The organism is Xylanibacter muris (genome assembly GCF_013166605.1).
Lineage (GTDB): Bacteria > Bacteroidota > Bacteroidia > Bacteroidales > Bacteroidaceae > Prevotella > Prevotella muris.
This window is the reverse complement of the sequence record NZ_JABKKF010000009.1, coordinates 109,363-122,814: the sequence shown is the minus strand read 5'-3', so window position 1 is coordinate 122,814 and position 13,452 is coordinate 109,363. Positions and strand designations below refer to the sequence as shown.

The following is a 13,452-nucleotide window of genomic DNA, read 5'->3' as shown; positions in this document are numbered from 1 at the left end:
TTAGAATCTATAGTAATAATTCACGGAAGGCAGTATTGGCATGACAAAACGCAACGGGCTATAAACAACGGTATTGCCTTTGGTCACCTTTAACCTGTAAAACAGGTCGTTCTTGTGCATGGTGACATTATAGAGCGACAGGTTTATACCGCTCTTCCTGCCTGAACGTGAAGGAAAGCCGTAGTTCACGGAAAGGTCAAGACGCATGTAAGGCCGCAGGCGGTTGCCGTTATGCGGCCCATAGTCGGCAAGGATGTTACCTGCCAACAGATAAAAATGCTCCACCTTGGTATATGGCGTGCCCGATGCAAGCACAAACATGCCTCCCATGCTCCATCTGCGACCAATCTTATATGTACCTACAACATTCATCTCGTGTATTCTCTCATGGCTTGCCGGATAACGGTCTTTATATACCGTACCCGGATAGCGGCGCCATGCACGCCCAAAGGAATAACTCATCCATCCCGTAAGCGTCCCCTTGCGTTTCTCCAAAAGAACATTCACGCCATAGTTGTAGCCATTACCACGGATTATCGACATGTCAGGAGAATATGTCGAATATATAAGGTCAAACACGTTGCCGGTATTCTCTATCTGATGAAAAAGACGCTTATAATAAAGTTCCGCAGACAAACGGTATGACCTACCCGACAGATAATTATCCGATGAGAACGAGATGTTAAATGAATATTGAGGACGATAGTTGCCGTCTGACGAGAACCAGTATTCCGTGGGAAGGCCTATGCTTGAGAAACCCGTCTGGAAAAGATACTGATGACGCACTCCTGCATTCAACGAATAAGAAGAGTTGTCGTTTCTGCGCCATTTTACAGACAGGCCGGGATCCGCACTCCAAAAAGTTTTTCCTCCGCTATCCCCAGAGCCGCTGTCATTGGATTTTCTGTAAGCAGTCAGACGGACTCCGGCCTCTGCGGAAACACTGTTTCCTAAATCAAGCAAGTATGAGGCATACAAGACGGATTCAAACGAATGCTGACGGGATGTTGAAAGAATCTCATTACCTACCGTACCGGATACCGAAGGATTCTGGGGTTGCATATTATGAGAAATGAATTCCATACCGGCACTAATCCCCTTGAAGAAAAAGTCTGACCTGTAGCCTATATCGTTTATCCATGACTCAAGACCTACATTAAAGTCGGCATGACTGAGAAAGAAATCATTATCATATCCGGTGAAATACACCCTATGGCTGGCCGTAGCGTTTTTAAAAACATTATCAAGCCTGACCGACACCATATAGTTATTCCATTTCAAATGCGTGTCCATCGCTGTTCCGTCGGAAAGAACCTCTGCGTTATCATGCCCCCAATATGCTTCTACGCTTAAAGTGTTATGCTTATTGATTTCTGTATTAAGACTGATATTATAATCTCCGAAAGCATACTTAAGCCTATCCTCATCCATTTTCAGTATCCCGGAATAAAGAATATTCAGATAAGACTCACGTGCCGACAAGGTGATGCAGGAACGGCTGCCGGCAGGAATATGCAAGGTGCCCTGAGAAGACATCGGACCCACAGAAAGGTCACCATGCAACACACCGGTGCCTTCATCCGCACCGGCATCAACAATATGTCCGGTTTCATTTCCTGGAGACATGCTCACAACGCCTCCAAGACGATTCGGCGATGATGCCGTAACCGGTGACTTCATTATACTCATTCCTGAGAAATGACTGCCGTTGAAAATAGAGAAGAAACCAAGAAGATGCGCCACACCGTATAACGGAACACCGTCTATGGAAACATGGTTATGTGAATTGTCACATCCATGGATATGTATGCCTGCATCATATTCCGAATTTGTCTGTACACCGGGAAGCAACTGTGCATAATGTATAGGATCGGCATTGCCTAATATGCGTGGCATATTATCAAGCAATTCCATGTCTATAATATCCACACCCTGAACAGACGTAAGATGTGAGCCCACGCGTTTTCCTAAAACATCAACATCTTTCAGAACATGACCGCGCAATGTATCAGACACGACAACCGATGAATCAGTATGCAATATGGCATTATTAAACGTGCCGCCCGCAAGGGACGGCACGCCTATCATTAATGCAGCGACACATGCTGCCAAACGTGACTCCTTTATACTGATGTCTTTCAAGTTCTAATAAAGGATTGTATCGTCAAACAATCTAACGAAGTCATCGCCTATGGAAACAAACATATCTATGACATCAGAGAATGTTTCTTCATCGAAATACTGGTCATAAGAATACATTGTACCGTCAGAGAACTTCACACATGTCTCATAACGCCAATAGTCATAACGATGACCGCTATAATCATACTCATAATCCTTATATGGATTGAGGACTATTGCCGCACTGCTGTTTTTATTGCCGTCAAAATATATATTCGCCGCCAACTGTTCATTGGCCATGGCAATATATCCTTTATAGCGAGACTCGTTCCCATTGTAGTCCTCCGCGTTCTCCAATGCTTTCGTGAATCTGTCGGCATCATATATCACCGCTCCTATACGCACTTTGCCGAGCAAATCGAAATTCATATTCACCGCACCAAAGTCATTAAGGTCCTCATTCTCATTAAGACTTCCCTTACCGGAACCGCCAAGCGTCATAATTGTCTCTGAACCTTTCATGAATCTTGCATTTAATATTGCCAAATCACCGACATTGAAAGCCGCCTTGCTTATTGTTATGTTGTAATCACTCACAGTCATTGTGGCATTTATTTCAGCAGCGTCACGGGTATAGTCGAATTCTCCGTTTGTATTTACCTTGGTATTTATTTCAGCGGACATGAGTTTTCTTCCGGCGCGCGAGAGTTCGAGAGTGACTTTCTCCGGAATGACAAAAGTATTTATACCTGTTGTTTCTTCCCAATCAATATATCCATTCTCCGGTGTATAATCCCAATAATATTCCTTATCGTCAAACGAATCATGATGCACCGCCGTTCCTTTTGTACTTGCCTTCAGGGTAAGAACGCACGATTTTCCGCTATTATCATTAAAAGAGAATCGAAGATGACCTACCTTAGTAGTATTGGTCTGTACCCATGTATTATTCTTCAAAACAAACTCTCCTGTGAAATTGGAAGCCGTATAAAGATTCTTCAGGACATCATCGCTACCTGGCTCCAGACACGCATTCTCACATGCATCAAACCAATTGCTTATCGCTCCCGTCCTGGTATCTTTCACGCTCTTGAGTACATCGGATATCTCTCTAAAGTCTGAAGCGTTGATTTTCCCGGCAAGCTCACGTCCCACAGACTCCAACTTCATTTTCTGCTCCCTTACACTCAAAGAAGGATTATTATTCTCTCCTTCATTCTCATTGCCGGAACCGCCCGTATTTTCCTTTCCCGGAACTTCATCGTCATCACCACACGACACTGACGATACAGACAAACACATAGCCATGAACAACATAGCCAAATAACTCATTTTCTTCATACTTGATTATTTATTATTGATAGATTGAATATTTGTTACAAACTAAAAAGACAATCCTTTATCCACTTGTTAGCATGTATCATTTTCCTTCCATATACACACAAATGTGGCCAGATAGTTCTGTCTGACAAACCATCTGGCCACAAAGGTAAAACTTTTATTTATACAAACCAAATATCAACAATGGTTTTTAATAAAAATCTTGAATAATGTCACATTGCCATTTCCTGTATCATCTCTCCTAAAGTAGGATGGATATGGATAATATCCTTTAACTGCGTAACTTTTGTCCTGCGACAAATAAGAGCGCTTACCTCCTGAACCATATCTGAGGCATGCGCGCCAAAGGCGTGACATCCGATTATAAAGCCTTCCGCGTCAGTAAAAAGCTTTATCATTCCCTCCGTCTCATTCATGGCCAAAGCCTTGCCGTTGGCACGATAGTTCGCCTTCAGTACTTTGAAATCCTTACGATTTTCTTTTAACACATCTTCTGACGGCCCTACACATGCGGCCTCTGGATTGGTGAATATCGCAGCCGGCATGATATCAAAACATATATCGTCCGGCATGCCGCATCTTTCATCTTCGCTTCCACATGACACAGAAAGTATATTGTTAACGGCTCTTATACCCTGCATAGTGGCTGCATGGGCAAGCATCTGCCTGCCGTTAACATCTCCAATAGCATAGATTCCCGGACGGTTGGTCATAAAGCTATCCCCATTCACATGTATGCCTTTAGCATCGTAATCAACACCAACAGTTTCAAGATTCAATCCGGAAACGTTCGGACAACGTCCTACGGCAAGCAACACCTTGTCTGTCTCAACAGCCGTCTCCTTGCCCTTACGTTCAAAAACGACCTTTCCATCTGATACCGACTTCACGGCAGATTGCATATAGAACGTGACACCACGCTTCTCCAACACCTTACGCAAACGTTTGGCCACATCACTGTCTAATGCGGGGAGACACTCCCTGAGGTACTCCACTACCGTAACCTCACATCCGAAACCGTTGAACACCGAAGCAAACTCCATCCCTATCACACCTGCTCCCACGATGCAAAGGCGATGTGGAAGCTCACGGGTCTGAAGCAGCCAACTCGAATCACAAACCATACTTTCGGAACATGTATCCAAACGAAGGCTCTTGGGACTCGAGCCTGTAGCAATAATAACATTTGATGACGAATATTCATGGCCGTCAACAGTCACAGAATAAAGCATCCTGCCATTATTCTCATAACATCCTGTAAACCCGGCATTTCCTCTGACCAGAGTTATACAGGGATTTGTCAGAAGCATCTCGATTCCACTGCGAAGCTGATTCAAAACCGTATCTTTACGGTCGACAACCTTTGTGAAATCAAAACTATAGCTGAGTTCTTCAAGACCATAGATACCGGCGGAGCGCATGGTCTCCATTATCTCCGCGTTGCGTGCGTATGTCTTGGTTGGAATGCAGCCTTCATTAAGACATGTGCCGCCAAGCTCACCTTTTTCCGCTATGACAACGCTCAGTCCATGCGTTGCGGCATAAGCCGCCGCACGGTATCCTCCCGGTCCGCTGCCTATAATTATAAGATCTGTTTCCATAGGCTGACAGTTCAGGCTTTTTCGGATTTAAGCACCTTATACGTGACTACAGGATGCTTTGCGGCAAGTACATCGTCAACACGCCCTATAGGAGTGCCGTGTGGAGCAGACTTAACTTCTTCCGGACACGCCACCGACTCCTCCGCTATCTTTCGCATAACGGCAATAAAACCATCGATAGTCTCCTTGCTCTCATTCTCGGCAGGTTCTATCATAAGTGATTCGTGGAACAAAAGAGGGAAATATATTGTCGGCGCATGATATCCGTAATCAAGCAGACGCTTTGCCACATCCATTGTGGTGACGCCTGTTGACTTGTCTCTTAAACCGTCAAACACAAATTCATGCATACAGGGAGCGTCTATAGGAAGCTCATACACATCCTTCAAAGATTCTTTTATGTAATTGGCATTAAGAACAGCCAGCGGGCCGACTCTCTTTATATTCTCACGTCCAAGGGTAAGAATATAAGCGTATGCGCGCAGTATTACCGCAAAGTTTCCATGATATGCGCCAACAAAGATGTCACTGTCAACAGTATGTTTGTCGGAAGATGTTGCGTCACATACGAAATTGTCGGAAGGCAGGAACTGTTCCAGTCCTTTTCTGACTCCCACCGGGCCGTCACCGGGTCCGCCTCCACCATGAGGCGTGGAAAATGTCTTATGAAGATTTATGTGCATCACATCAAATCCCATGTCGCCGGGACGGCATGCGCCAAGCATAGGATTCAGGTTCGCACCGTCATAATACATCAACGCACCGCATTCATGCACCATCCCGGCTATCTCCGGTATATTCTGCTCAAACAGTCCCAAAGTATTCGGATTGGTCATCATCATTGCCGCCACCGTGTCGTCAAGCAGTCCTTTCAAGTCTTCAACGTCAACGATTCCGTCGGCAGTGCTCTTCACCTCCACCACATCAAGTCCGCATACAGCCGCAGAAGCAGGATTGGTGCCATGGGCCGAATCCGGCACGATAACTTTCGTACGCTTCGTATCGCCACGGCTTATGTGATAGCTTCGTATTATCATAAGTCCGGTAAGCTCACCATGCGCACCGGCAAACGGGTTTAGCGTAAATCTCTCCAAACCGGAGATTTCCGAAAGAGCCTTCTGCAACCCGTCATAAGCCTTAATCGCACCACGACATGTGGATGCAGGCTGAAGCGGATGCAGGCAAGCAAACTCAGGCATAGCCGCTATTTCCTCATTTATTAAAGGATTGTATTTCATGGTGCAGCTGCCAAGCGGATAAAATCCGTTATTCACTCCGAAATTGTTTCCGCTATGATTGGTGTAATGACGAACCACCGTCATCTCGTCACACTCCGGCAAAGCGGCATCTTCCCTACGTCTCAATTCATCCGGAATATCATAGCGTCCGAATTCATTCTTTGGCAGCGAATAACCGCGACGTCCCTCATGAGACAGCTCAAATATCAAATTGCCATATAATTTACTGTTCATATTATGAAAAAGATTTTATGATAAATGATTCGTCTGCCTCATACAAGAGCTATCAGACTGTCTATCTCTTCTTTGGTGCGTTTTTCCGTGACAGCAAACATTATCGTATTGCCGTCCACCTTTATACCACCGAAGAACCCATTGTCAATAAACTTCTTCTGCAAGGCATCCACATCACCGTCGTAACGCACACAGAACTCATTGAAGAACGGACGGTCGTAAGCCATGACAAACCGGCCTGTAGCCACAAGACGTTCCGCCATATAGTGTGCTCCGGCATAAGAAAGTTCTGCCGCCTCACGTAAACCGGCCTTACCCATCAGCGACATGTATACCGTAACGAACAAGGCCATAAGGCTTTCATTTGAGCAAATGTTTGACGTGGCTTTCTGTCTTCTGATATGCTGTTCACGTGCCTGCAACGTCAGCACAAACGCACGCTGCCCACGACTGTCCTTTGTCATTCCGACAATACGCCCGGGCATCTTTCTTATGAGTTTCTCGCGACAGCACATATATCCTATATAAGGACCTCCGAACGACATCGGTATGCCAAGGCTCTGACCGTCACCTACGGCAATGTCGGCCCCCCATTCACCCGGTGTCTTCAACACCGCGAGATCGGCTGCCACACTGTTCATTATAAGAAGGGCTTTGTTGGCATGAGCCGTATCGGCATATCCGGAATAATCCTCCACCACGCCATAATAGTTCGGCTGTTGCACTACGACTCCGGCAACACCTCCCTGAGCAGCCTTGCGCTCAAAATCGGCCTTGTCTGTAGCACCATCCACAGCAGCAATCATCTCTATATCTATACCGTGGAACTTTGAATATGTTTTTATCACCCTTACCGTCTTAGGGTCTACAGTTTCCGACACAAGCACCTTGCCCGCCTTTTTGCCTGACGCCACGGCCATGATACATGCCTCGGCTGTGGCCGTAGTGCCGTCATACATAGACGCGTTCGACACATCCATACCTGTCAGTTCAGCCATCATCGACTGATACTCAAAGATATAATGAAGAGTTCCCTGTGAGATTTCCGCCTGATACGGTGTATATGACGTAAGGTATTCAGAACGGCTTATTATGCCAGGCACAACGGCAGGAGTATAATGATCATAAACTCCCGCGCCTGCGAAACATGTCAGCTGTTTGTTTTCCTTTCCAAGCTCCCTGAAGAGGCGGCGCACCTCCATCTCACTCATAGCCTCGGGCAAATCATATTCACCCCTGAAACGTATACTGTCGGGCACTTCTGCATAAAGTTCCTCAAGCGACTTTACGCCAATCCTTCCCAACATTTCGTCTACCTCGGCTTCAGTATGTGGAAAATACTTATAAGACATAATTGTATCCGGTTAGTGTTCGTTGTCGCACATTTCACCGTATGCTTTTGCATCCATGAGTGAGTCAAGTTCTGACTTATCTGAAAGCTCCACTTTTATTATCCAGTTTTCAAATGCATCCTGATTTATAAGTTCAGGAGTATCCTCAAGAGCTTCATTTACTTCCACTACCGTTCCGCTTACAGGAGAGATAAGGTCGCTCGCCGCCTTCACACTCTCCACTGCACCGAAATCCTCACCGGCCGTAACATCATCATCAACCTCGGGCATATCGACATACACAACATTGCCAAGCGCGTTTTGCGCATAGTCCGTGATACCTATATAACCGTAATCACCTTCAACTCTTACAAACTCATGTGACTCTGCATAATAGAGTCCTTCAATAACCTTTGCCATAATATTTGTTTTAAAATCTTTATTATTATCTTATATATAACGCTGTCTTTGGCAGACGCTTTCTATTTTTTATAATGCTTGTCATAGAACCTTTTCCTGACCACCTTACCGGGGAAGACCTTTTTTCTTATCTTTATTTCCACCTCTGTGTCAAGCTTGGCGTATGCGGAATCTATCAGAGCCATACATACGCTCTTGTCCGTTGATATCGTATGATAACCTGTTGTCACCTCTCCTATTACCACACCATCCTTCAACACCTCATATCCGTGACGCGGAATGGCCTTGTCTGCCAATTCTATTCCCACAAGCTTGCGGCTCACACCGTCTGCCTTTTGTGCGGCAAGCGCATCACGCCCGATAAATTCCGGCTTATCCAGCTTGCAGAACATTGCGAGTCCGGCCATGACAGGAGAAATATCCTCAGACAACTCATCACCGTAAAGCGGAAGTCCCACTTCGAAACGCAAAGTGTCACGACATCCAAGTCCGCACGGCTTGCAGCGACCGTCAGCCATAAGCTTGTCCCAAAGCACACGTATCATACCGTGACTTGCATATATCTCAAAACCATCCTCACCTGTATATCCCGTACGGCTTATTATCATCCCCTCTTCACAGGCAAGTGCTTTTGCCGTATAGAAAGTAAGTTCTGAGCATGGCAAGCCGAGCACCTGCTCAACAATGTTCTCCGAGTCCGGACCCTGAACGGCAATCTGGCCATAATAGTCTGAACGGTTACACAGTTCCACGTCAAATCCGTCGGCATTCTTCTGTATCCATTCCCAGTCCTTTTCTATGTTTGAAGCATTGATTACGAGAAAGAAATCATTCTCTCCCATCTTATATACAAGCAGGTCGTCAACGGTCCCGCCGTCTTCATACAGCATCATACCATACAGCACCTTTCCATTCTCCATCCCACGCACATCATTGGTGAAAATATGATTGACATACCGTTCGGCATCCTTCCCCCTTACGGTCACCTCACCCATATGCGACACGTCAAACACTCCACAGGCATTACGCACTGCCCGGTGCTCGTCTACTATCGTTGAATATTGTATCGGCATGTCGAATCCTCCAAAAGGACTTATCAGTGCCTTCAGTTCCACGTGTTTGTCATAAAGACAGGTTCGTTTGTTTTCCATAAGCTATTGTTATTTAATTGTGTATTTTTAGTTTCTTATTCCTTATAGCCGAGCATTATGTCTATAAGATCATCGCGCCGCAGATTAAGAACAACGTCATCAAGTCTGTCTGGAAGGACCTCTGTAAGATGCCTCCTGTCAAGACGTACGCCTTTCAGCGGCCGGACAATGCGTGTGTCCACCTCACCTACAATAAAATAGTCGCCAAGCATTGTTAGCGATTTTATGACGTTGTTCTTCAATTCCATGCGCAGCTCTATGTTTCCCACATTATCTATATGTCCTTTCCTTATCAATGTATATTTGGGGTTGTTTCCATATATGAATTCATGAGAAAGATATTCACGCTCAATCTCTTCAATACCTTTAATATCGCTTTCGGTGAGCATGTATTCTGAATCGCATAGACTTTTCCTTACAAACGTCTTAAACTCCTCTATCGTCATATCCGTATAATCCTTAACCAATGCGATACGCTGCCGCACGCTCGATATTCCCTTACTGAGCAGTTTCTCATCCGAAGGGGTTATCGAGCCTACCATATTATCCATATCTGTGTCGTAAAGCATTGTGCCATGCACAATACTCCGACCGGGCATACGGTAAAACGCGTTGCCGGACACCTTACGGTCGCCAACCATAACATCATTTCGACCGTTTGCCCGTGCATCGATACCCATACGCCTGAGCACCATCACCACAAGATTAATGTATTTGTTGAACGTGAAATTCACCGACTCGTCATCGGTGATGTATGAAAACATTATGTTGTTCATATCAGCATACACACAACCTCCCCCGCTCTTCCGCCTATAGGTCTGTATATTATGTGTTTTACAGAATTCAAGGTTAACTTCATTCTCAATAAGCTGATTCCGTCCGAATATGACAGTCGGTTCCACCTGCCACATGAAAAAGCAATCGCGCTCCTCAACATGACGGGCTACATATTCCTCCATAGCCAGATAAAAGGATAGTCTTCTCGTCTTACCCTCCGGCAACGATATGTATATCATCTCCGTTTCTCCATATTTTGAGAGTTGATGTTTATGATGCAAAAATATCAATAATTTATGTAAAAAGCAAAAAAGACAAGAACAAAAGAATTACATTTAAGCTTATTAACAGTTTTGCATAACACTACGCGAAAACAAACGGCTTTTATGTTCATGGAAAACAGATATCACGACTGTTATGTCCAACTTTTACGTACACTTCATAACTTTATTCTTATAAAAGCTTTGGAATATGACTTTTTTTTCATACTTTTGCATACAGTTATGCAATAATAAAGTAATAATTTAATAAAACCGCTTGCCTATAGACGAAAATTTACTTAATATAAATCTTGATTAAGTATGGAGAATTTCGCACGTATGACCGATGAAGAGTTGGCCTTATTATACGTAGGAGGAAACAATAGAGCGTTTGATGAATTATTAGCACGCAATCAATCCAAACTTTTCACATATATAATGTTTGTGGTAAGGAATGAGGAGACGGCCAATGATTTGTTTCAGGATACTTTTGTGAAAATTATCACAAAACTACAAGAAGGCAAGTACACCAATTCCGGAAAGTTTTCTTTTTGGGCTATACGTATAGCTCATAATATAATCATGGACTGGTATCGTCAGCAGAACAATGAACATACGGTTGACCTTCCTGAAGACAATAACCTTTCAAACATAAAAGGCGACCAAATAGCGGATATAAACCGAGAAACAGAAATCATAAACCAACAGGTTCTGCATGATGTGAAACGTATGATGGACGCCCTTCCTGCATCCCAGCGTGAAGTGGTGTATATGAGATTTTACCAAGATATGTCATTCAAGGAAATAGCAGAAATAACCGGTGTGAGTATAAACACCTCATTAGGAAGGATGCGCTATGCAATACTGAATTTAAGAAGAATGGCAAAGCAACATGACATCACACTCAGAATAGACAAATAAAACAACAGTTGAAATGCAAACAAGGACTTTTATTTCGTTGTTTGCATTTCAACTGTTAAATCATAATAGTCTTTATCCCCATAAGGCCGTTCTGTACATATAAAACATACGCTTTATAGAAATCACAGCATACGCAAATCATGAATAATACGCTTGGGGTCTTCACTGTTAAAGATATAGCTGCCGCTCACAAGCACATCCGCCCCTGCCTCAACAAGACGCGGTGCGGTTTCATTCTGAACTCCACCATCAACCTGAATCAAAGCCTTTGAGCCTGACTCCGAAATCATACGTTTCAACCGGGTTATCTTAGAAATGGTGTTTTCAATAAACTTCTGCCCACCGAAACCGGGATTGACACTCATTAGCAAAACCATATCAACATCCTCTATGACATCCTCAAGCAAAGATACCGGAGTCGAAGGATTAAGAGTGACACCGGCTTTCATTCCCTCTTCATGAATTTCATGCAAAGTACGGTTCAGATGTGTACATGCCTCATAATGCACATTCATCATCATTGCACCGACCTTGGCTGTCTCACGTATGAAACGTTCAGGATGCACAATCATCAAATGTACGTCCAAAGGCTTTTTACAGCACTTCCCTACCGCTTCCAATACAGGAAAGCCAAAAGAGATATTAGGCACAAAAACACCATCCATAACATCCAAATGAAGCCAGTCGGCTTCACTTTGATTTATCATTTCTATGTCTCTGTCAAGATGCATGAAGTCTGCCGCCAACAGAGAAGGTGATACCAAAGTCATCTTTTATACTATTAATTCACACAAAACATAATCCTGCTACCATCCTTCAGTTTCACAGAACGACATGAATGGGCTATTTGCTTTATTATCTCAAGTGTCTTCTCACTTGGATTTAAACTCTCATAAGTAAAATGTTTCATAGGCTACTGCATTTTATATTTAATATATCTATGAAACGCAATGAACCTGATTTTATTATATAAATAATAAATAATTATTCAGGAGAAAACTTTATTTCTTCCTGCTCCGACATACCAACGGCCGCTTTATCAGCCTATGCCTATATTACTCTGTAATCTTCAATATCACGTATACCGTTCATGAAGTCGGATGCAGTCATTCTTTTCTTTCCGGCCAGCTGGACATCATGCAGGATAAGTGTACTTCCATCGGCAATCGTCACTTCCAGGCATTTACCTTTTATTAATCTGCCGGTATTACCAAAACAACATTTCCCGTGTTCCATTCCCTTTCGCTCTGCCCTGAATATCTTCAACACAGTTTCCTTCCCCTGCGGAGATACCAATGTTGTCCATGCACCGGGGTACGGACTGAGACCACGTATGAAATCATAAATCTGCTTCTCTGATTTCGTCCAGTCAATACGGCATGTTTCCTTGAAAATCTTCGGGGCAGGAAGCAACGCCTCACCTGAAGTCATAAGCCGGCATTGAGGAATCGCTTCCGGATGGCCGTCAGCCTCAATTATCTTATCAAGTGTCTTTATACATATCTCCGCACCAAGATGCATAAGTCCATCATACACATCCTCAACATTATATGTCTCTAAAATATCAAAAGGCAACTGCATAATCACCTTTCCCGTATCGATATCTTTGTCAAGAAAGAACGTCGTGACACCTGTTCTTGTCTCACCGTTTATCACAGCCCAGTTTATCGGGGCAGCTCCGCGATATTGCGGCAACAACGCAGCATGCACGTTGAAAGTTCCGTATTCAGGCATATCCCACACCACTTCCGGCAGCATTCTGAATGCAACCACAATTTGAAGATTTGCATTATATCCCCTCAAAGCCTGAACAAATTCAGGATCTTTCATTTTTTCCGGTTGAAGTACAGGTATTCCTTTTGACACTGCCAGCTGCTTGACGGCAGACGGCTGAAGCACGCTGCCATGCCGTCCCACAGGTTTGTCCGGCTGAGTGACAACAGCCACAATATTATATCCGTTATCCAAAAGAGCCTGCAACGTTTCCACGGCAAACTCCGGTGTCCCCATATATACAATTCTCAAATCCTCTTTTTTCATCATGATACATATTATAA

11 protein-coding genes are annotated in these 13,452 nt (G+C 44.1%); 1 reads left to right on the top strand and 10 read right to left on the bottom strand.

Annotated features, from left to right (window positions below; genetic code table 11):
* The 8 genes from HPS56_RS09735 to lplA form a co-directional block, all read right to left on the bottom strand.
* On the bottom strand, nt 1-2,142 hold the full coding sequence (locus HPS56_RS09735; RefSeq protein WP_172275980.1) for a TonB-dependent receptor plug domain-containing protein: 2,142 nt from the start codon (nt 2,140-2,142) through the stop codon (nt 1-3).
* 3 nt (nt 2,143-2,145) lie between these two features.
* Nucleotides 2,146-3,462, bottom strand: coding sequence for a hypothetical protein (locus HPS56_RS09730; RefSeq protein ID WP_172275978.1), 1,317 nt, complete (start codon nt 3,460-3,462; stop codon nt 2,146-2,148).
* A gap of 212 nt (nt 3,463-3,674) precedes the next feature.
* Nucleotides 3,675-5,063, bottom strand: a complete 1,389-nt coding sequence (lpdA, locus tag HPS56_RS09725; RefSeq protein WP_172275976.1) for a dihydrolipoyl dehydrogenase — start codon at nt 5,061-5,063, stop codon at nt 3,675-3,677.
* Between the two features lie 11 nt (nt 5,064-5,074).
* A complete protein-coding gene (gene gcvPB, locus HPS56_RS09720; protein WP_172275974.1) occupies nt 5,075-6,535 on the bottom strand; it encodes an aminomethyl-transferring glycine dehydrogenase subunit GcvPB in 1,461 nt (486 codons plus the stop codon).
* Between the two features lie 38 nt (nt 6,536-6,573).
* Nucleotides 6,574-7,887 (bottom strand): aminomethyl-transferring glycine dehydrogenase subunit GcvPA, encoded by a 1,314-nt coding sequence (gcvPA, locus tag HPS56_RS09715; RefSeq protein WP_172275972.1) that lies wholly within the window; start codon nt 7,885-7,887, stop codon nt 6,574-6,576.
* Between the two features lie 12 nt (nt 7,888-7,899).
* The gene (gene gcvH / locus HPS56_RS09710; protein ID WP_172275970.1) at nt 7,900-8,286 is read right to left on the bottom strand and encodes a glycine cleavage system protein GcvH; all 387 of its coding nucleotides are present in this window, start codon (nt 8,284-8,286) and stop codon (nt 7,900-7,902) included.
* A 62-nt stretch (nt 8,287-8,348) separates the two neighbouring features.
* Nucleotides 8,349-9,437 carry a glycine cleavage system aminomethyltransferase GcvT gene (gene gcvT, locus HPS56_RS09705; protein ID WP_172275968.1) on the bottom strand — a complete coding sequence of 363 codons (1,089 nt, stop codon included), beginning with the start codon at nt 9,435-9,437 and terminating at the stop codon, nt 8,349-8,351.
* A gap of 35 nt (nt 9,438-9,472) precedes the next feature.
* A complete protein-coding gene (lplA, locus tag HPS56_RS09700) occupies nt 9,473-10,453 on the bottom strand; it encodes a lipoate--protein ligase (protein ID WP_172275966.1) in 981 nt (326 codons plus the stop codon).
* A gap of 342 nt (nt 10,454-10,795) precedes the next feature.
* Here lplA and HPS56_RS09695 point away from each other — a divergent pair, with 342 nt between their 5' ends.
* Nucleotides 10,796-11,395: an RNA polymerase sigma factor gene (locus tag HPS56_RS09695; protein WP_172275964.1), complete on the top strand. Its 600-nt coding sequence runs from the start codon at nt 10,796-10,798 to the stop codon at nt 11,393-11,395.
* Between the two features lie 122 nt (nt 11,396-11,517).
* Here HPS56_RS09695 and rpe read toward each other — a convergent pair whose 3' ends face one another.
* A complete protein-coding gene (rpe, locus tag HPS56_RS09690) occupies nt 11,518-12,165 on the bottom strand; it encodes a ribulose-phosphate 3-epimerase (RefSeq protein ID WP_172275962.1) in 648 nt (215 codons plus the stop codon).
* 280 nt (nt 12,166-12,445) lie between these two features.
* Nucleotides 12,446-13,435 carry a methionyl-tRNA formyltransferase gene (fmt, locus tag HPS56_RS09685; RefSeq protein ID WP_172276117.1) on the bottom strand — a complete coding sequence of 330 codons (990 nt, stop codon included), beginning with the start codon at nt 13,433-13,435 and terminating at the stop codon, nt 12,446-12,448.
* Nucleotides 13,436-13,452 lie beyond the last annotated feature (17 nt).